This is a genomic window from Billgrantia ethanolica (genome assembly GCF_021404305.1).
In the GTDB taxonomy this organism is placed as follows: domain Bacteria; phylum Pseudomonadota; class Gammaproteobacteria; order Pseudomonadales; family Halomonadaceae; genus Halomonas; species Halomonas ethanolica.
The window spans coordinates 1,052,828-1,076,142 of sequence record NZ_JABFTX010000001.1 but is presented as its reverse complement, the minus strand read 5'-3'; the positions used below and the strand labels follow the sequence as shown (position 1 = coordinate 1,076,142).

Below are 23,315 nucleotides of genomic sequence, written 5' to 3'. Positions count from 1 at the left end.
GATCGACAAAGGCATAGATGCCACCTTGAATTTCCTGCAGGGCCTGTCGCTGTTCGGCAGCATTTCCACCCTGATTGCCAACGCCACCATCGATATCGGTGCCGATGCCAAGATCACCGCGACGGATGGCGATATCGTCGTAGCCTCGGAGATCGACATCACCGCTGACGTGTCGCCCACCAAAGCCTGGGGACTCGGCGTTTCGGTGAGTACGCTGATCACCCGTTCCAACGTCCATGTGCATGGGCAGCTGACGGCATCCAACGACATTCACCTCAGCAGCAGCGTGACTACGACCCAGAACGTGGAAGCCGCTCCGGGTGGGCTTGGTGGTGTGGCGGGCGCGGTAGCGGTCAGCGTGCTGGTGAGCGAGTCGCGGGTGATGGTGTGGAACGATGCCGTCATCGATGCCAATAACGATCTGACCGTTTCCGCGACCACGGTGGAGAACAACACGACGAAGGCAACCTCGGCGCCCGACAAGGGGGTGGTGGGTATCGCCATTGCGGTGAACGTGGAGAGCAGTCGCACCGAGGCGCAGCTGGCCGGCAGCGTCACGGTCGGCAACGACCTGCTGGTGGAAGCGACGACCAAGCAGGGCGAGAGCAACGGTGCCGTCACCGCCAGTGCCGGCACAGCCAAGCCTTCCGGCGGGCCGAGCGACCTGCGCGACGGCATCGAGTCGTCGTTCAAGGACGCTTCGCCCACGGCGCTGATCGGTAACTTCCAGAGTGCGCTGACAGATGCACTGACCGACAAGATCAAGAAGACGGTGGGCGAGAAGGCGCCCAACTTCATCGGCAAGCACTTCCGTGAGTCCGAGGGAGAGAAGAAGAACTCACTCGACGTGGCCGCCGCCCTGGCGGTTTCCGTCGACCTCAACATTGCCGAAGCGCACCTGGGTACCAGCGTCGATCGGGCCGGCAATGCACTGGGAGACAACGAGCGCAGCCGCATCGTCGTCGAGGGCGACGTCACGGTGCAGGCGTTGAGCCAGCATCGGCCCGCCGTGAGTGCCAGCGGTAGCGCTGAGGGCGTCGACCCGAACAAGAAGGAAGAGGAGAAGAGCTTCACCGACAAGGTGCTGGGTAACACCATCATCGCCAAGTATCTGGCCGCCGAGAAAAAGTCGGCAGTGAAGGGCAACGACTCCGCCGAGGCGCAGAAGAAGCAGGCCCAGGACGACAAGAGCGAAGCCAGCGAGGCGGCCAAGGTGGGAGTGGCCGGTGCGGTGAGCTTCGGCCTGCTCGACAACAGCGCCAACGCCACCATCGAGGGCAACGTCGACCTCGATGCCGGCAAGGCAATCTCCGTCGAGGCCGCGAGCCTCAACACGGTGGATATCGGCAGCCTGTGGGGCATGAATCTCTATACCGCGGGCAAGGCTTTCGACGATCTCGAAGGCACCTACGACCACACCAGCAACGAAGGCACCGTGGCCACCGCGCCGAGTGAGAAAGTGCTGGTGGCAGACGGCCACCAGGCCGGCGGCGAGGCTGGTTCCGTCTATCGCTTCCTTGGTGAGAACGGCGAGAACATCGATCTTGCCAGCGAGGACTTCTCCAACGATGAGCGTTGGGAGAACCTGGGAACTCCGCTCAATATCCGTATCGGCGAGTTCGTCGATACCCTGAACGGCTACACCTCAGGCGACCTCGGCCTGCCCGGCAGCTTCGACAGCTGGACCATGGCCACCGCCGAGGGTAGCAAGCTTGCCGTGGCGGGCTCGGCCAACGTCTTTTTGGTCAACCAGAACAGCGATGCGCGGATTCGCGAGGGTGCGCGTATCAACCTGGGCGATGAGACCGACATCGGTGCCGTGGAGCCGCAAGCTGGCCAGAGCGTCAGCGTCGTGGCGCGTAATGACAATCACCTGTTTTCTCTGATCGGCAACGTCAGCCTGCCTTCGTTTTCCGGTGCCAACAAGGCTGACGGCGACGCCTGGAAGAAAGCTTTCAAGAACGACATCGATACCATCAAGTCGGGCCTTGCCGGGGTGAAGTCGGAGGGCAGTGCCATCGGTGCCGCCGTGGGTGTGCATCTGCTGGGCGGTAGTGCCACCGCGATGATCGAGCGTGGTGTGGAGTTGGTGGCCGATAGCCTCGACGTGCGGGCCGCCAACGAGACCCTGCTGCTCGGCATGGGGGTTTCCATCGGCCAGGCCGACAAGGTGGCGTTCAATGCCACGGCGGTGGCCAACATCGTGAACAATTTCACCCTGGCCCAGGTGCAGGACGGCGTACAGCTCAAGATCGGCAACGGCAGCGTGGAAGGCGAAACTGCAGGCCCTTCGCTGCGCATCAGTGCCAACGACGATACCTATGCCTTCGGCATTGCCGGTGGTGTGGCACAGGGCGGCAGCGTCGGCATCGGGGCGTCGGTGGTGGTCTCGGTGATCGAGCGGGATACCACGGCGGTGCTCGGCAGCCTGGCCGAGGATCTGGCCTTCGCAGGTCGCATTGCCGTTGGCGGTGACGCCTTGGTCGAGGCCAACACCTTCGGGGTGGTGGTCGACATGGCCCTGGCCGGCGCCAAGGCCGGTGGCAAGGCACCCAGTGGCGTCAGCTCCGACAGTGGCTCCGGTTCCGGCGGTAGCGGCGGCGGTAGCGGTGAAGACGACCCCAACAAGTGGCCCAACAACCAGAGCAACTACGACAACGTGCTGGCCGAGCTGACGGGCAAGCTGGGTCAGGGCGGCGGTAGCGGTGGTGGCACTGGCGGCGGTGGCGGTGACAAGAAGGGCGGCTTCGGCGTCGGCGTTTCCGGTTCCGTGGTGGTACACGTCGGCAACGACAATACCCAAGCCCTGGTGCAGGGGCTCGAGCTGTTCGATGTTTCGGGTTCGACCCGCGTGGCGGCCAATGACAGTACCCATCTCGGTTTGCTGGCGGGTGGCGCTTCGCTCTCTCTCGGCGGCGACGGCGTGCAGGTCGCCGTGGCCGGTGCCGCCACTCTGGCATTCCAGAACGGTATTACCCAGGCGCGTATCGACCATATCGACCGCTTCGACAGTGATGGTGTGATGGTCGATGCGTTACGCGAAGGCTGGGCGGTGATTGCCTCGGCGGGGCTGGCCATGGCCAAGGGTCAGAAGGGCTTCGGTTTTGCCGGATCGGCCAGTGTGCTGCGCTCGTTGCGCACCGTGGACGCCGGCCTGCTCAACATTCAGGCCGGCAGCCTGGGCGATGTGAGCGTCATCGCCCGCGATGCCGCCAATACCATTCTGGTTGCCGGCGCGGTGGCCGGTGGCGGCAAGGCGGGCGTGGGCGGGGCAGCCGCTTATGCCGAGATTTCTCATGATGTACAAGCGCAGGTCGATGGTCTGGGTAGCGATGGCGCTGCCATGGCCGTGACCGGTATGTCGGTGGATGCCAAGAGCGAGGCGCTGATCGTCAGCATTGCCGGCTCCGCCGGTATCGGCGCCAGCGCCCAAGGCGTGGGCCTGGCCGGTACCGTGGCGATCAATCGCATCGAGAACACCACCCAGGCGCTGCTCAAGGACGCTTATCTGACGGCACCCCAGTCAGAAGGTGAAGAAGGCGAGCAAGACGCCGTGCCGTTCGCCGTGCGGGTGAGCGCCGAGGATCGCAGCAGCATCTGGTCGCTTTCCGGCGCCGTAGGCGTTGGTGGCACGGCCGGTTTCGGTGCTGCCATCTCGGTCAACTATCTCTCCAACACCACCAGCGCCTTGATTCAGGGCGGGGTGATCGAGCAGGCGGCCGGCGTGGCGGTGCTGGCCGCCAATACCGGCCTGTTGCGCACGCTCACCATTGGCGTGGGTGCCAGCAAGAAGGTGGCCGGCTCGGGCAGTGTTTCGGCCAATATCATTGCCAACTCGCTGCGCGCGGGCATCGATAGCCAGCGTATCGAGGCAACCAAGGCGATCTCGGTGCTGGCACAGGACCGCACCCAGTTGATCGCCATCAGCGGCGCCGCTGCCGGTGCCGGCAAGGCGGCGCTGGCCGGCAGCGTCTCGGTCAACATCATCGACAACGATACCCGGGCCACGATTCTCGACAGTCATCTCACCACCGACGAGGATGTGCTGCTCAGCGCCACTTCCAGCTCGCTGGTGGTCTCGGTGGCCATTGGCGGCGCGGGGGCCGGCAAGGTGGGGCTGGCGGGCGCGGTGACGGTCAATCTGGTGTCCGGCCAGACGGTCGCTCAGGTCAAGAATTCACAGTTGACGGCCGGTGACGATATCCAGGTTCAGGCCACCGATAGCGCGCAGCTTGTGGTGGTGGCCATCGGTGCCGCCGGCGCCGGCAAGGTGGCTGGCGGTGTCAGCAGTACCACGGTACAGACCGACAACGCCATCGTGGCGCTGGTGGAAGGCGGCCGGCTCGAGGCTGACAACGTCAGGATATGGGCAGGCCTTGCCGAGGAAACCGAGCGTGGTGCTTTCGACCTCGAGGCGCTGACCGGGGTCAATCCGGAAACCGAGGGCACCGAGCTCGCTGAGGGCGAGGAGGAGCCGGATATCGCCGCCCGTGACATGGGCAACCTCAATTGGTCCTCCGGTGTCGTGAGTGTGAGCATTGCCGGTTCCGGTGCGGGGGCCGCGGCCGGCTCCGCGGCGGTGAATCTCAACTGGATGCGCAGCTCGATTCGCGCCGAGGTGAGCGGCGGTGCCGTGGTGGTGTCGCGCAACGATGTCGAGGTGAAAGCCTACGATAAGAAAGGGCTGGCCAGCTTCGCCTTCGGCGTGGCCGGGGCCGGCAAGGTGGCCGGTGGCGCTGCCATCTCCTTCAACTACATCGGCGGCGATCCTTCGGATCCGTCGCGAACTATCGATAACACCAGCGACGACGACGTCAATGCCTCTCAGGACATGCTGATCCTGGAGGGAAGTGGCAACACCTTCGGCTACAAAGCCGGCCAGGTGGCGGCGGTGATCGACAATGCCGAGGTGACTGCCGAGGCGGGCAACGTCACGGTCGAATCCCATGCCGAAGCCCAACTGCTCAACATCACCGCTGGCGGTGCCGGGGCGGGCAAGGTGGCATTGGCCGGCTCCATCGCCATCAACTTCATGCAGCACGACCTGCTGGCGCGGATAGGCGGTGGCGCTCAGGTGGTGGCCAATGCGGTGGCGGGTGACGACACCACCGGCCATGTGCGTGTGAGCGCCTCCGTGGCGCCGATCATGATCAACATTGCCGGTGCCGCAGCCGGTGCCGGTGCCGTTGGCCTGGCGGGGGCTTCCGCCACCAACGACATGGCCTCCATCGTCAGTGCCCGTATCGACGGGGCTGCGACCCGGGTGACAGCGGACGGTAACGTCGATGTTCAGGCTCGCTTGCTCAGAGTGACCGACGGCGTGCCGCAGATGAACGTCGACAGCAGTCTGATTCCCGAAGAAGAAGAGACCGGTGACCGGCCGGCGACGCCGGAGCAGGGCGACCAGATCTGGAGTTTTGCGCTCAGCGGTGCGGGTGCGGGCAAGGTGGCCGTATCCGGCGCGCTGTCGTTGAACTGGCTGCGAAGCAATGTCGAGGCGGTGATCGATGCCGCCGAGGTGACCGCCGAGGGCGACGTGCGGGTTGCCGCCTCCGACGACCTGGGCCTGAACGCCTTCACCGTGGCGGCCTCCGGGGCAGGCGCTTTCGCTGCCGCGGGCTACTTCGCCTATAACTATGTCGGCGGCAACCCCGACAATCCCGCTGACGATGCCAGCAACCTTATCGCCGCACTGATCCAGAACGGTGCCAAGGTCACGGCCGGTGGTAGCGTGCTGCTCGAGGCCACCTCCGATTCGCGCATCAACGCTTACACCATCGGCGGTGCGGTGGCGGGCTTCGCCGCGCTGAGCGGTACCACCACCCTCAACTTCACCCGCAAGGAAATCCGCGCCGAGGTGCTGGGCGGCGCTACCCGCGTGGAAGCCGGTGAGCACATTCTGATCGAGGCCGAAGACAGCAGCCGCATGACCTCCGCCAGCGTTCAGGTCAACGTGGCGGTGAAGGGCGGTGCGGCCGGTATCTCGGTGGTTTACCACGACATCCAGAACCGTATCGTGGCGGGCAGTCAGGGGGCCGAACTGGAAACCCGCCAGCACGGTGGCGGTGACGTGGTCATTCGCGCCGATTCTCTTTCCAGCAATCTGATTACCAGTGCCGGCGTGACCTACGGCACCTTCGGCGCTGGGGCGGCCAACGCCGGCAGCTCGGTGATCCGCAACCTGGCGGAAGCCAGAGTGGATGGTGGCACGGTGCGTGCCGACGGCACCCTGCTGGTGCATGCCGACGTGGTCGATACCAGCCGTATCGTGCTGGGGACCGTGGCCGCCGGGGCCGTGGCCATCGGCGGCGGGGTATCGGTCGATCTGATGGGCAGCGACAGCCGCGCCTGGATTGGCGGCAATGCCGACGTGCTGGCGCGAGGCAACGGCGATGGTCGCGCCGTGACGCAGCGCTGGGACGATGGCTGGAAAACCGAAAATCACAAGGGGGTGGTGGTGTTGGCCACCAGCCACATGACCTTCCTGACCGTGGCGGCCACGGTCGCCGGGGGCATCGGTTCGCTGGCGGCCAACGTCACGGTGGACGGGGTCAACGGTTCTACCCAGGCCTATATCGAGAATGCCAGGGTTCGTAGTGGCGGCGATGTCGTCGTGCGCGCGCTGCACCATACCGACGCCGACAGCGGCGGCGGTGCGGCTGCCATCGGCGCCGGCTTGGCCGGGGCAGCGGGTGTCGACACGACCCTGCTCGGCCATCGCACCGAGGCCTGGATCGACGGTTCGGATTACAGCTCGCCCGAGGCCATGGTGAAAGCCGACGAGGCACTGATGGTCGAGGCCGAGGCCTCTGTAGTGTTCCTCTCCGTGGTCATGGGTATCGCGGTGGATATCGCGCCGGGTGCGGCGCTGGCCGGCTCCGCCAGTGCGGTGAACGTCTCCATGGAGACCCGCGCCACGGTGCGCCAGGCCAGCATCGAGGGCCGCACCATCGATGTGCGCGCCGAGAATCATGTCGACGGGCGTTTCATCGTCGGGGCTCTGGCCGGCAGTGGTGGCTTCGGCGCTGGTGCTTCGCTGGCGGTGGGCCTGCTCAATCCCAGGGCCGTGACGTCGATTCAAGGGGCGAGCCTGACGGCTAGCAACGACATCCGTATTGCCGCCAGACAGACCCTGGACATGGGCATCAGCGTGGTAGCCGGTGCCGTGGGCGGCGGCGCGCTTTCCGGCGCCTTCTCGGTGATGATGGCCGATGCTCATACCGAGGCTCGGGTTGCCAGCTACGCTGGCCAGCGCAGCGAACTGCGCTCCACCGGCGGTTCGGTGGAGGTGGTCGCCAATACGCTCACCAAGATGAACGTACGTGAAAACGCCGGCGACTACCTGCAAGGGGTGGGCGCTGTCAGTGTGGGTGGCGTCGGGGCCGGTGCCTCGGTGGAGGTCATGGTGCTGCGCGAGCGCACTCTGGCATCCATCGACGATTACAGCCTGGTACACGCCGCCGGCGACATTCGTGTGGAAGCCCTGCTCGAGCGCGACATCAACTCGGCGGTATTGGCCTTTACCGCCAGCGGTACGCTCAGCCTCAACGGTGCCATCTCGGTCATCAGCCTGGGAGCGGGGCTCAGCGAGGATGCCGTGGCCGACGTCGAGGAGCTTGGCCAACTGGTCTCGGGTTCCTTTGCTGGCTTCGCCAACGGCGACTATGCCATGCAGGAGAGCGCAAGCTCAGGCGACTCCGGCATCGAAGATGACGACGACGACCCGTACGACCCGGAAGACTTCGAGCGCGACTTCGATGCGCCGGCCAACGCCGGCAATCAGAACCAGGCCAACCGCAAGACCACCAACCAGGCCCTCGATGAACTGACCTTCCAGGTGAGCTTCGACGTCGAGAAGAACGGCCAGGTGATCGGCGACACTACCGCCAAGGTGGGGCGCTTCACCGAGCTCGATGCCGGCGGCGATATCGTGGTCGAGGCGAAAGAGCTGCTCGAGGTGGGGATCGTGACCGGCGGAGCGGCCATTTCCGGCGCCGCCAGCGTGGGCATTTCCATCGCCGTGCTCGAACTCAACGGCGCGGTGAGTGCCACCGTGGGCTACGGAAGCTCGCTCGCTGCCGACGGTCAAATTCGCGTGGCCAGCCACGCTGAGCTCAACAGTAACCTGCATGCCGTGGGCGGTGCGGCGGCCCTGGGTATCGCCATAGGCGGCCAGAGCACCATCATCCTGGATCGCAGCATCCAGCAGGGCTATATCGAAGATGCCGGTACGCCGGCTCAGGCTGTCGTCATCAATACGCCCGGCAACCTGACGCTGAGCGCCAGTGTGGACCGTCAGCATCAGGCGTTGGCGGCCGGCGGCAGCATCGGCAAGGTGGCGGCGGGTATATCCGTAGGGGTGGTCGAGATCAGTGGTGCCACTCAGGCGTGGCTCGGTGAGCGTGCGATCCTGGGTGACGATACCCTGTTGAACAACGTGATGGTGTCTGCCACCAGCCTCGACAGGGTCAATCTGACCGTGGTTGCCGTGGCCGCCGGTCTGGCCGGTGCGGGCACCGCTAACGTCTCCACCGTGAGTCTTTCCAACGATGTGCAGGCTTGGCTGGGCAGCGGCATTACCCTCAGCGCCTTGGGCGATGTGGTCATCAGCGCGCTGCATACGCCGCGGGTCAGCGTAGAATCGCTCGGGGTGGCGGTTAGCGCCGGGGTCGGTATCGGCGCTTCGGTGGTGGTGGGCAACCTGGGCACCCGGGTGCTGGCACAGGTGGGCACGCCTGGCGGCGCCAACAGCGACATCAGCCTGCGCGCCGCCAACCTGACCGTCGAGGCGGGCAGCACGCTGTTGAATGACGCGCCGTCTCTCTACGCACGGGCTGTCGGCTCCGCCGGCGGGGCGCTGCTGGGCCTCAATGCCACCGTGATCACTCTGCGCGACAATGCCCGCGCCGAGGCCGTGATCGGCAATACGCAGTCCAACCGTGCCGCGCCGGGCGAGCCGCAGAGCGACAACAATATCGAGGTGGCCGGTCATCTGCGAGTCGTTACCGACCTGCGTACGTCGCTGGAAGGTCGTGCCATCAGCGTGGTGGGTGGTTTGGTGGCGGCCGGTGCTGCCGTGGTGGACGTGCGCCAGAATACCCAGAGCCGGGCGAGGATCGGCGATGGTCATCTGATCGGCGCGGGGCGAGTCAGCGTCGAGGCCGGCGGTCACCAGCAGGCGGAGCTCTACTCCTTGGCCGGCAGCGGCGGTGTGGTCGCCGGTGCCGGTGCCGGTAACCACCTGCGCCAGACGGCCATTACCCACGCTACGGTGGGGGCCTCGACCCTGTCCGTCACGGCGCCGTTGACTTCCACGGACCCGGATGCCGGCAAGCTTCTGATTCGCGCCAACCAGATCTTCGAGATGGAGAGCCAGATACTGGCTGCGGCGGGTGGCGTGCTCGGCGGTACCGGGGCGGAGGCGCGCTTCCGCATTACCGCCGATACCCTGGCAAGCGTTTCGGCCAACGCCAATGTCACGGCTGACAGCCTGGACATGTTTGCCGAGAGCGAAGTGATTCGCGAGCGTCTGGCGGGGAACGGCCACGATACCATTCGTGGTGTTGCCGGCGGTGCCGTGGCCGGCGCCGGTGCCAGCACCGATGCGCTGTTCGATCTCGATACCCGTGTGGAAGTGGGCGCTGGCGCGAAATTGACCACTACCGTGGGCGATCTGCGTCTGGAGGCACTCAACGCCATCACCTTCCACGATCAGATCAACCTCACCGCTGCCGGCCTCGGCTCCGGCGCCGGCATTACCTCGCACATTCGCGATGACGATATGGCGGCCAGCGTGCTGATCCATCAGAACGCCGTGCTGCACATCGCCGGTGAGCTGGTGGCGACGGCGCGCGGCACGGGTGACCTGAGTTCCGTCCTGCTGATGGACACCTACGGTGCCGCCACCGTAGGCGTGGGCGACGTGCGGGTGATCTTGAGTCCCAACAATCGCATCGTGATGCATGAAGGCGCCAGTGCCACGGCCTTTGGCGACATCAACTTCGCGGCAGGCGGCGATATTCGCGGCAATCGCGATGTATACGCGCTGAGTGCGACGCTGGACAGCTTTGCCGGCAGCCTGATTCCGATCACGGATCTCAATGCCCGGGCGGAGATGAACCAGTCGCATCTGATCGATATCCGCAGCGGTGCCGAGCTGGTGGGCGCAAGGGACATCACGTTGTTCACCGAGCGCTTCGGCTTCAGCGACATGAATGCCCAGGCCAAGGGCGTGAGTTGGATTTCGGCGGTCACGGGGGCCATCGATGCCGCCCTGGGTGGCGGTGGCGGCTCCGAGATACTCGATGGCGATGTGGTGACCCGCTCCAACGGTCGGGTCAACATCGACGGCACGGTGCGTACCGGTATCGACCGGCATCAGCGCCTGGTGCTGGAGATGGCCAATATCGATTCGCTGGCTCGCGACATCAACCAGGCGCTGGAGTCTCTGCGAAGTGAGCTGCAGACCATTCGCGGCGCCAATGAACCTGACATCCTGTCACTGCTTGGCCAGATCGACGCACTCGAAGCCGAGCTGGCGTTGCTCGAGGAGCAACTGGTCGAGTTGAACGATGAGCTGGTGGCGCTGGAGGCGGAGAAGATCGAGCTCGAGGACGAGCTAGGCGAGCTGGAAGATGAACTCGACGTCCTCACCACCGCGCTTGCTGCTCTTGATGATGAAGATGACGAGAATACGGATGAGATCGCTCGTCTCGAGGCCGAAATCGCGGCCAAGCAGGGCGAGATCGCGACCAAGCAGGACGAGATCGCTGCCAAGCAGTCAGCCATTACGGCCAAGAACGCTGCCATTGCCACCACCGAGCAGTCGATCGTCGGCAGGCAGGGCGACATCGCTACCCGGGAGAGCCAGATCGCTCAGAAGCAGAGCGAGATCGCTGCCAAGCAGGCTGAGATCGATGCCAAGGAGGCCGAACTCGACGCGCTGTTCACCGGCAATGCCGGCAATTTCCTGGTCGCGCGGGAGGGCTACGACGACATCGGCTTCAGCGTGGGCTATACGCGCGGTCAGTCCGAGCTCGTCGATGAGCTCCGCGATCTCAGGGAGCGCTTCGCGCTGTACCGCAGTTCCGGCAACCAGCAGCTGATCGATTTCTATACGAACGAGATTGCTCGTATCGAGCAGCGCCTGCTGGATGAAGGCTTTGCCGAGAAGGTCGGCAACGACATCTTGATCAACGAGGTGGATCAACTCACGGTCTACATCGACGATGTGTGGGCCCAGGCCGGTACCGTCTATGTATTCGCCGACGACCTCACCGGCAGCGGCGAGGTGGATGCGCCGGGCGATGCCAGCATCACCATTCTCAACACTGCACCGTCACGCATGGTGCTGGGTAGCACACAGATTCCCCAGGTGGTCGGCGGGCTTTACTTCAACCTCACCGAGGTGGGCAGTGCCGCGGCCATCAATCTGCTCAACTCGAGTTTGACCACCAGCCTGTCGGGGCTCAACCCGGTGGGCAGCGAGGGGGCGACGCCGCGTATCACCATCGTCAACAGCAGCGGGGTCTATTTCGACTCCAGCGATGGGGTGCGGGGCCAGGTGCTCGATGCGCTGGTGCGTGGCTTGCAGTTGGAGGGGCTCAGCGACACCGCGCGTGACGCTTTCCTCTACGACAACAACGACTATGGCAACTCACCGGCGGCCAGCGTGCTGTTCGCGGTCACGGGTCTTACCCGCAACGTCTCCGGCGAGATCGTCGCCTATGCGGCGGGCTCGCTGGAGATCGAAGGGGAGATGCGTGCCGAGAGCCTGCTGCTTTCCTCGGCCGGGGAGATTTCCGTGCGCGGCCTGTCGCAGTTCAATCCCGGCGGCAACCCTGATGCTCAGGCGGTGAAGGCTCACAGCGGCGATGGCGTCGGTGGACTCAGCGCGGAGGCACTGGAGGCGATTCGCAACAGCCGTGGCGATTCGCCGGATCTTTCCGCCGGCGTGATCGTGATCGATGCCGAGTTCGTCAACCTCAACGGCTACATTCGTGCCGGCGAGGATATTTATCGCCTGGTGCTGGGCGACGCCGATGCCCAGCGTATCGCCGATCATATCCGCAGCGGCAGCACCAGCAGCATCGTGCTGCCGGCTTCCAGCGGCACGGCGCTGGCCATCTTCAACCCGCGCACCGGCCAGATCGAGGTGCAGAACATTGCCATCGAGGGTGGTCGTCTCGATATCACCGGCCACGTGGTCAACACCGGTAACGGACTGCTCGAAGTGCTGGGCGGCTACGGCACCATCGAAGTGATCAACAACACCCAGTACGCCCTTGCCGTAGGCGGGCTGGACGTGAGCCGTCCGGGCCAGGGGATCCTGCGCATCGACGATAAGTTCACCGGGCTGCACGAATACCGCTATGACCCCGATGGCAACAATACCTACACCTTCAAGCCCAGGGAGGACGCGCGCTACGGTTTCAGCGTGGCTCAGGACAGCACCGAGCGGCGCTATGCCGTGAAGGGGTCCAGCAGCTGGCTGGGTATCGATGCACTGGCCGCCGACCCGCGCACGCTAAACTGGGGCAACAGCGAACTCAGCCCCGGCAAGCTGCAGGATTCGCTCTCCTATTTCTACACCTCCAACGAGACCGGCTACCGGTACGCGCAGAGCCAGATCGGTGCGGAGCCGGGCGAGGCCTTGCAGAACTGGAACGACATCCCGGTGCAACTGGTGGACAAATGGTCGACCAGTACCTGGTATGGCAAGAAGACCAACTACGCCAAGTTCGTGCAGGAGCGCGAGAGCGTGATTCTGCATACCCACTCGGTGGAGGCCAACCGCGACGTCCAGATTCGATTCATCGGCAATCAGACCGGCACCATCAACGTCGAGTCTCGTGGCGATGTTGTGCTGATCGGCGATCTCGCCAACCACAACGGCACCAGCACCGTGAAGACGGAAGGGGCCATTCGTCAGAACGACGATCAGCGCCGCGACATTCGCATCAGCGGTGCGGAAATCGTGTTGCGTGCCGAGGATGGCATTGGTAATGGCCGCGCCATCGATCTGCACAACCGCCTGGGTCCGGATGCGGCCGCGGCACCGCCGATGCGTCTGGATGCCGTGACCGTGCGCGGCGACATCAACGTTCACCAGCTCAACGGTGACCTGACCGTGAACCGTGCTCATGCCGGCGGCAACGTCAGCCTGATGGCCGCCGGCAGTTTGATTGCCGGCACGCTGCAGGGCGGCACCACGGCTCATGTGCAGGGTGGCAATCTGACCCTGATTGCCGAGGGCGGCAGCATCGGGAGTATCGCTGCCAATAATCCGCTGCTGATTCAGCAGTCGGGCGAAGGGCGCCTCAACGCCACCGCACGTGGCGATATTGCCTTGCATCAGGTCAGCGGTGATCTCGGCGTGGAGCGCATCGTCAGTGCCCAGGGCGATGTCTGGCTGCGAGCCGCGGGCGACCTGCTCGACCGCAACGACGATAGCCGACGCGACGAGCGCACCATCGAGCAGCTGCGCGGGGTGTGGGATCGCATGGGGCTGGTTCCCGGCGAAGAGGGCGGACGCATCGAGGCCGCCAAGCAGGAGCTCAAGGACCGCAAGGCCAATGAGTATCAGACTTACTGGAACTACCGTTTTGCCACCAGCGAGGATGTGATCGGCGGGTTGGTGGACGGCGAAACCTACCGCATCAAGAGCATCGACGAGCACGGCAACCTGCTGCTGGAAGTGGGCAGCGGCGACGAGCGTACGGAAGTGCGACTGGTGGCACCCGACATTGCCGCGGACGATCCGCGTGCGGGTCATCGCTTCTACACGTCCGGCAGTGACTTCTTCACCATTGATAGCCTTGCCGACGTCACCGCCGACGGCCTGCTGGCTGCCGGTGGAGCGCTTGCCGTGGGGCAGACCCTCACCTATCGCCGCGTGGTGGAGTATGACCCCGACCAAGGCGTGATTCTGACCGAGCGCGAACGCAGCGCTTATCGTGAGGCCTTGCTGGAACTGGATCCCTCGTTGGCCGACGACGAGGCCGCCCTCGAGGCGCGAATCGACGGCATCGCTCAGGACCGCACTACCGTCTATCGCCAGCTGCATGCCATCCATGGCGTGGACGAGAACGGCTCCGCAACGCTGCTGCGCGAGCTGAACTATCAGGCGACCCTGACGGCTGCCGAGGTGGCCAATATCGAGTCTTCGGTGAAAGAGTGGACCGAGGCGGAGCTGCTGTCGCTGATCGGCGCCGGGCTGCTGCAGGAAACCACCAGCACCCGTACCGAGATTCAGGCGGCCAACGTCGAGGCGGCGGGCAACATCACCTTGATCGCCGGCGGCAACATCGGTGTGGCCAGCGGCCGTGAGCTGCTCGACATGACCAACGGTCTGGCGGGGCTGAGCGAGGAGCAGCGTCTGATGCTCTCCGCTGCGGAGCGTCAGGACGTCAGCTACTTGAAGCACGCCCCGGTGGAAGCCAATGTCAATTTCGTGGTGGGCGATAGAGTGGGCGGTGTCACCACCGTTACCCTCGAGCGTACCGATGGCGAGGCTTGGGACACCACCTGGTTCAAGCCCGGCGAGACCCTGGACATCCATGGCAGGTCGCTTAACATCACCGAGAACGGGCTCTATTACGAGATCGTTTCGGTGGACGGCGGTACTCTGGTGCTGACCACGGCACTGGACGTGGTGGCCGAGTCGGGCGTAGATGTCGAGCTGGCCGCGGTGCTTCTCGACCCGCGCAGCACCGAAGCCTTCGATCCCGACGGCCTGCCGGTCATTCGCTTCATTTCCATCAGCCTGGTTGAGGATTTCAACGTCTACAACTGCGGCGAGATCTACGTTGAAGCCGAGGGTTCGGTCTACCTCGGTGCCGATGCCGAGGAGGGCGAGGCGAGCCTGCGGCTGGCCAAGCTGCACGCGGGGGCGGATGCCCGCATCAAGGTGTCGGGCAGCATTCTCGCCGCCCAGACCCTTACGGGGGATCTGGTGATCCGCAGCGGCGACCTGGTGCTGGAGGCGGCCAACGGGCAGATCGGCTCCAGCCCCGATTCGCGACTGCAGCTGGACCTGAAGGAGGGCGCGACCGTGACCGCCCGAGCCCAGCAGGGTATCCACCTGCATGCGCTCGGCAGCGACATGCGTATCGGCACCATGTTCTCCCAGAGCGGCGACCTGTGGTTGAGTGCCGATGGCAGCATCCTCGACGGCCTGAACCACGGGCTGATCAACATGCTGGCCAACAATATCCACCTGACAGCCGGCGAGAACATCGGCAGGGAAAACAATTTCCTGGAGTTCGCCACGCGGCCCGGTGGCGTGATCAATGCCCAGGCCGGCAACGATATCTATCTGGATACGGTGGATGGCAGCATGACCATCGGCTACATCGAAGCCGGTGAACATGTCTACCTGCGTGCCTTGCACTCGATTCTGGGCACCAACGGCAACGAACTGGCCGGTGACATCAAGGCCACGACCCTGCGCCTGGAGACCCGCATTGGCGGAGTGGGCCAGGCCGACCGCCTGCTGGCGATCATGACCGACGACGAGATCGGCCGGCTGGATCTCGATAGTGCCGACACCGCCTTCGTACGTGAAGTACTGGGCAGTGCCAGCCTGGGCCGCAGCGGTGACTTGCGCCTGGGTCAGGTCAGGGCCGGTAGCGACAATACCCTGGCGCTGATCTTTTCGGAGGTGGGTAACATCTTCAACGCTCTGGACGAGGGCGAGATCAACATCCTCTCCTACGGCGTCTACCTCGTGGCCCAGCACAACATCGGCCGTCAGGACAAGGTGATCACCACGGCGACCGGTGTGCTGCAGGGCGAGTCGCGCGAGGGGCAGGTGTACCTGAACAACAGCGGTCACCTGGTGATCGACGGTAAGGGCCTGACCGCCGCTGGCGACATCGAGATCACGACCAATAGCCCGATGACGGTCAGCGAGAACCTGATCTCTCACTCCGGCAACATCTATCTCTACGCCATGGAGAGCAGCGATCCCGACGACAACGGCGATATCGTGACGTTCACCAACGGCGTTCTGGTGGAGGCCGAGCAGGGCAGCATCTTCGTATCCGCAGGCGACGGTATCGTCATCGAGGACGATCAAGTCGTGCTCAGGGCCTCCCGCGATATCCATCTACGGGTGGAAACCTGGGAGAGCACTCTGCTGGGTACGCGTCTCGACGATACGCAGGCTTCAAGCGTACTGCGAGGTACTCTTGAAGCGGGCGAGTCCATCGTGATGCGTGGCGGCAACGAAAAAGGACAGCATTGGCTGATCGAAGAGAACGCCACGCTCCTCGCCACTACCGTTGAGCTGGATACGGGCAATGGCAACAACCGCTTCGAGTTGCAGGGTCGGATCGAAGCCACAAGCGTACTGCTGAATGGCGGTAATGATGGCGATGTGCTGTGGCTGGCGGGCAGCATCGTGGCCGATCAGGTACTGATCCAGGGCGGTACGGGCGACGACCGCGTGACCTTCGACGGCGAGCACGCCCTGGGCCGCCTGGAAGTGGATCTGGGGGCCGGCAACGATACGCTACGCGTGCACGGCACCATCCATGCCGAACACGGCATGCGTTTCTACGGCGGTGCTGGTAACGACGACCTGATGCTGCATGCCGATGAGCTGCTCGGTGAGATCGAGCTGCTCGGCGGTGAGGGTGACGATACGCTCACCGTGGTGGAGCTCAACAGCCGTACCGATGGCCTGCTGATGGATGGCGGTAGCGGCAGCGATACCTACCGCATCGTGATGCACCAGGGGGGGAACGCCAACTACGAGATCACCGTGGCCGACGGCGGGGCGATCAACGACGGCGTGGACTTCCTGTTCATCGAAGGCCGCGGCTTCGACGACTACCCCGGTATGCTCGACCGCGACCTGGGGGCCTTCGTCGACGGCGACATGAGCGACCTGTTCCTGATTCGCCGCAATTTCATCGCGCGGCTGGAGGGAGATTCGACCCAGGGCGTTACCGGCGGCAACGTAGAGCGCATCAACTACGGCGCCGACATGAACGGCCGGGTCACGGTCAATGGCCATGACGGCGATGACGTCTTCGTGGTGGACGATACCTCCGCGCTGATGACCCTGGACGGTGGCAACGGCAACGACCGCTTCCAGATCGGTCAGATATTCGAAGACCATCCCAATCCCGAGGGTACGGCGGTGGATGGCTATTACGCCTCTGGCGTGCGGGTGGGCGATGAGATTCGTGTCACCAAGACCACTCTTGGCTACCTGAGCTATGGCAACAGCGAGGCCATGGTGATCTATGGCGGCGCCGGCAACGACGAGTTCATCGTCTACAGCAACAAGGGGCTGCTGCGCATGGAGGGGGAGGATGGCAACGACAACTTCGTCATCCGCGCCTTCATCGCCGGCGATAACATCGAGGTACGTGGCGGCAACGGCGATGACAACATCGAGTACAACATCAATGCACCGGTGAGCATCGATGGTGGCAGTGGTTACAACACCGTGACCGTGCTGGGTACCGAAGGCAACGACAACTTCGTTATCACCGAAGACGGTGTGTTCGGGGCCGGTCTCAATATCGGCTTCGACAACATACAACGCGTGCGTGTCGATGGCCTCGAGGGCGACGATACCTTCTACGTTCTCAGCACGCGCTTCGACGTGGTGACCGAGCTGATCGGTGGTGTGGGCAGCGATTCCTTCATTATCGGCGGCAACGTCACCGGACGCGTGGTTGCGGCCGATCCGGATGGGCGCGGCAGTCTGGTGGGACATGGCACCGGCTCGCTCGATCCGGCGTATGACAGCTTGCTGGCGGATGGCCTGCCGGTTCTCGTTGCCGACGAGAGCCGCGGCGCCGTGCTCGTCGAGCAGCCGGGTGGCCACACCAGCGTGGTCGAGGGCGGTCCTGCCTCATCCTGGTGGCTGTCGCTGGCGTTGCCGGCCGACGGCATCGCCGAAGGCACCCTGGTGACGCTGACCGTGTCCGCGGCGATGTCGTCCACCAATGATCGCAACCGCACGCCGGCTGGTGGCCGCACCGCCGAGACCGTGCTGCTTTCCCTCGACGAGCATGGTGAGTATCGTCAGGCGATCACCGTCGACTTCGTGTTCGAGGACGGTGAATGGACGCCGCGCCAGGAGATCTTCGTCAAGGCCCCCGAGGACGACGTGGTCGAGGGCACGCGGCGCGTGACGGTGAGCTATCAGGCTCAGGTGCAGACGCCTGGTGGCGAGTCCCTGCCGGAGGTGCTCGAAGGCCTGCTGAAGCAGCCGATCAACAACACCATGGTCACGGTTTACGATGCCAATCGCGGTGACCTGGTATTCGACGTGCCCAACGAGCGGCTCCAGTTGATCGAGGGCGACGACATCACTGGTCAGGACGGCAGCTTCACGCTGCGCCTGTCCACCCCACCGCAGCCCGGTGAGACGGTGACGGTAATGCTCGACCTTTCTGCCTTTGGCGACCGTGTCGTGGCCGAGGGGGGGACCACGCTGACGTTCACTGCCGATAATTGGGACGAGGCCCAGGTGGTGACGCTCAAGGCGGTCGACAACGACCGCGTCGAGAACCGTCTGGACGGTCGCGTCACCTTCACTATCGAAACCAACGGTGGCGAGTCGTCGGTTTATGCCGATGCCGACCCGGGCACGGTGCGCGTCACTGTGTTCGACAACGATAGCGCTTCGCTGGTGGTGCAGCAGTCCGATGGCAGGACGCTCGTGACCCGCCAGGGCGGTACCGACAGCTATACGCTGCGCCTTACCAAAGCGCCGACCGATCCCGTCACGGTTCGTCTGTTCAGCGATGGCCTCACTGAGTTCGTACTCGGTGAGCGGGTGATCCTGGACGAGGTGTTCACCGGAAACCTGGGAGTGACCGTATTGGCCGCCACCACGGCTGGGCCGGTGCTGCGCCTGGGCGAGGGCGATTGGCGTGAGCTTGGTCTGGATGCAGGTATGTACCTGAGCCTGACTGGGTCTGATGGCGAGCCGCTGACGGGTAGTTTCCGGATCAACCACATCGATGCCAACGGTGACCTGCATCTCACCAAGGCGGCCGATCTCGACCACCTGCTGGGCGATACCTTGTCATTGACCCAGGTGACCATGCCAGCGGTGGTGTTCGACGAGACCAACTGGTACCAGCCGGTGGAGATCGTGGTGGCGGCCGACAATCATTTCGTGGCGGCCGAGAACACGGCCTACGACATGACTTTCGCCCCGCAGGCCAACGTGCTGGATCGAATTCAGGGCCCGCTCATCCTCAACGGCGGGGTGGGCGATACCGATCGTTCGCTGAGCGCGGCTATCATGTTGCCGGGTGAGAAATCCGCCTATCTCGACAAGGACGACGATGGTGATGTCGACGAAACCGAAACCGGCCGTCAGGAGGCCAAGGATACCGATAGGCTGATCATCCATGCCGATGCCAGTGTCGTGGATCTGATCGGCAAGCTGACCTCCACACACCTGAGCGGCCTGGGTATGGGAGAGGGCTGGCTGCAGCAAGACAACGGCCTGGGCGACGGTGGCACCGTGGATAACGAGCGCGGTATTCACTACTTCGGCTTCGAGGTGGTCGAACTACTGCTCGGCAGCGGCAGTGACCAGCTTACCATCGACGCCGATCCGGTAGCGCATCATGGTGACTGGAGCGTCTCGTCCTCGGGCGGTCATGCAGTACTGCATCGCTCGTCGGGTAGCTGGCTCGAAGATGGCTTCCGGCGCGGTGACAGCGTGTTGGTCGGTGGCGAGCGTTTCACCGTGCTCGAGATCACTCAGAATGGGGGGTTGCTGCTCGACCGTCCCGTGGTCGCGCTACCGCCGGCCGGCTCGGTGGCGGTGATACGCGAGATGCCGCTGACCGTGGTGCACGGCGGCGGCGGTGACGACCATATTCGCATCGTTGGCGGCTACGAGGCGCAGATGCCGCTGATCGTGTTCGGCGACACGTCGCGCAGCGGGGAGCGCTACAGTGCCGTGGGCGGACAGCCCTCGCGCCTGGCACAGCCCTTCACCAATCCGGGCAACAACGTACTCGATGCCAGTGGTGCCATCGGCGGCGTGGTACTGGTAGGCGGTTCCGGCAACGACACCTTGATCGGCGGTGCCGGTAACGACCAGCTGTTCGGCGGCGGTGGCAACAACACGCTGGATGCCCGTGTCGGTGGCAATAACCATCTCTACGGCAACGGCAGCATCGATGTCGACTTGAGCGTGCGTCTGTCTCAGGCGGATAGGGTGATGACGCTCTACTCTGCGACGGGTGACGTAGCGCATGCCACCGGCGATCGTCTGATGGCAGGCGACAATCGCCTGTACGGTGGCGACGGCAACGACATTCTGATCGGCGATCATGGCGTGATCGAGCTCGAGGCGCGTGATGGCATCGCCAACCTGCGCCTGCTCGACAGCCAGCGCGTGATCTCGGTGCACAGTACCGATCCCGCATCCTATGGCCACAATCACCTGGAGGTGACGGGTGGGCGCAACATCCTGATCGGCGGTAGCGGCAACGATACCCTGCAGGGTGGCAGCGGCGACGACATCCTGATCGGCGACCATGCCGATGTGACGTTCGGGCGTGTCAACGACTTCAGCAACATCGTGAAGATCGTGGTTCGCGACGAGGGCTTTGATGGCGATGACATCATCGAAGGCGGTAGCGGTAACGACGTTCTGCTGGGAGGTGGCGGGAACGACATTCTCTACGGCGGCACGGCGCTGAGCGGAAACCACACAGGGAATGACGTCCTGGTAGGGGATTTCGCCGTTCTAACCTTCGTCAACGGGCAGTTGCGCCATCTCGTGACTCTGCCTAGCGCGAGAGCCGGGCATGATGAATTGCACGGTGGGGCAGGTAACAACGTGCTCGTGGGTGGTGAAGGCAACGATACCATCACGGGGGAGAATGGCCGTAACGTCGTACTGGCTGATCTGGGCGAGCTGGTGTGGAACTCCGCAGGGCATCTGGTAAAAGCAATGTCCACCAACCCGGGTCGGGGCGGCAATGACACTGTGACGCTTGGCCACGGTGGCAACCTGGTGATTGGCGGCGACGGCAACAACACCATTCACAGTGGTGACGGCAACGACCTGTTGGCCGGCGATCACGCCGAGGCGCTGTTCGATCAAAATGACGTGATCCTCTCCTTCACTTCGCTGCATTTCAATCACGGCGGTAATGACACCATTACCAGCGGGGCCGGAAACGACTGGATCATTGGCGGTCACGGCAATGACAGAATCACCGTCACATCGGGTGACAACGTGGTGCTGGGCGACAATGGCCGGATCCTGGCTCGCGACGGCATTCGCCAGCGCGTGGAGAGCCTGGATACCCGCGCCTCTACCGGGGGCAACGACGTAATCCACGTTGGCACCGGCAACGATCAGGTGATCGCCGGGGTAGGCAACGACCATGTCACCAACGTGGCGGGCGAGACCGTGATCATCGGCGATGTGGGTGTGATCCTGAGCGATGCCCGCGGGCGTTACACCATGGCCGAAACGGGCCGCACCGATCTGGGCGGCGACAACCGGCTGTTCGGTGGCAGCGACCGCGACATCATGTTCGGCGGCAAGGGCAACGATTACCTCGACGGTGGGCCGGGTAACGACATCCTGTTCGGCGACTTCGGCCGCGTGACCCGCACGTCGCAGATGATCACGGTGGAGACCATCAACCACTTCGAGGGCGGCAACGATACCTTGATCACCGGCCCTGGGCGCAACATCGCCATTGGCGGTGCCGGCAACGACAGGTTCGACGGCAACTTCGACCTCGACACCATGATCGGTGAGTATGCGCGTATTCGCATCATGCTCAGCGGCAGTAACGAAGCCGAGCAGATCACCTCGATCGTCACGCTCGCTCAGGGGCGCCTCGACCTTATTCGTCAGGCGCAGCAGAACCTCTATGAAGAGGAGCGCGACGATGAGGTGCAGGAGGCACTGGGCTGGCTCGACATGACGCCGCAGGGACTGCTGGGCAATGGCAACCTTTTCGCTCGCCACGACCAGCCCGGATTCCAGGCACGGGGCATGGAGGGGCTGCGGACGCTGATCGACGAGTGGGTCGAGCGCCAGCAGGGGGCAGGCAGCAGCGGGTTGCGTACCAGCGTGGCTTCCTCGGTAGCGGCCAGTGTCGGTGAGGCGTCGGCCCCAGCCCAGGCGCCGTCACAGGATGCCGCGCCGGAGAATGTGACGAACGAGTCGAGCGACGAGGTGCTGGAAGCCGAGCCGCAGGAGCTGCCGCTGGAAGAAGCCGAGTTGCCGCAAGAGGCAGCGGATGAGGGGGAGCCTGCCGAGGTCACCCAGGAGGTCGACGAAGATGCAGCGCTCGAAGTCGCCGGCTTGATCGGCGCCTTGGCCGGGGCCAGTGGCTGGGGCGTGGCGCGTTCGAAGACGAACGGCACGGAACCCGCGCGCATGGCGGCGCTGCGCCGCGAGCAAGCCGCCTGTGAGTGGCAGCGCCTGATGAAGAGTGATAATGGCGCAGAGCGTCACCAGGAGCACAGCGAGGATGAGTGAGGCCCGTTCGCTGCCGGGAGGCGTGCATGCCGAGATGATGCAGACCTTCCTGGCGGCGCTGGATATGCCCTATGGCATCGAGCGTTCCGCCAAGTGGCGGCCGCAGCGCTGGTCCACGGATCGCCTGCTGTGCAGCGCCCCGGTCTCGGCATGCGGTGCGGATGTACTCGCTCGGCAGTTGCCCGCGCTGCTGGAGCAGCTGGGCATGCAGTACACGGACATGCAGGCGTTTCTCGCTGAGCTGCAACCGACTGCTGGGGAGGTGCCGCACTATCTGCATCTCGGGGTCGAGGATGGCCGCTGCAAGGTGTACTGGGAGGCGAGCCAGCCTGAGCAATTGGCACAAGAATCGCGCTTCGTTCTCTATCGTGCCTGGAAGTGGCAACCGGGCGAGACCGCTGCGCTATCCGACTACGTGCTGGAGCCTAGTGCCGGCCAAGCCGTGCGCGCGATCAAGGCGCTGCTGGCCGAGATGCCAATGGCATTGGCCGATCTGCTGGAACAACTGGAGGTGAGCTTTGCGCTGAAGCAGACGCCCTGGCCGCCATTGACGGTGCGCATCGAGGAGCGTGTGGGCGGGCGAGAGACGCAGCGCCACTCGTTGAATCTGCATCTGCACCAGGCCCGGCTGCCGCTGGGTGGGATTGCCGGCCTGTGCATGGGGCTGGTGCGGGAGTGGCAGAGTGCGCCACGGAGTACCGTGGTGGAGTGGGTCGCAGCCCACGGCAGCGAAATGCTGGGTAATCTGTCGTTCGGTATCGGCGACGACGGCCAACCGTTCCTGACCTGTTATCACGGGGCCCGGTTGTGCAAGCCGTAA

Annotated in this window: 2 protein-coding genes (1 of these 2 cut by a window edge); both read left to right on the top strand. The window is 64.3% G+C overall.

Translation table 11 applies throughout. The features are described from left to right. Window positions 1-22,495: the 3' portion of an LEPR-XLL domain-containing protein gene (locus tag HOP53_RS04895; protein WP_234269723.1), read on the top strand. The gene continues 3,686 nt to the left of window position 1, outside the view; the window shows 22,495 of its 26,181 coding nt (coding positions 3,687-26,181); its start codon lies off the left edge, out of view; it ends in the stop codon at window positions 22,493-22,495. Continuing rightward, entirely contained in the window at window positions 22,488-23,315 is an 828-nt protein-coding gene (locus HOP53_RS04890; RefSeq protein WP_234268965.1) for a hypothetical protein, read from the top strand. Before HOP53_RS04895 ends, HOP53_RS04890 begins: the two co-directional genes overlap by 8 nt.

Coding starts and splice junctions, on each gene's coding strand:
- HOP53_RS04890 (WP_234268965.1), top strand. CDS start 22,488: ATGAGTGAGGCCCGTTCGCTGCCGGGAGGCGTGCATGCCGAGATGATG.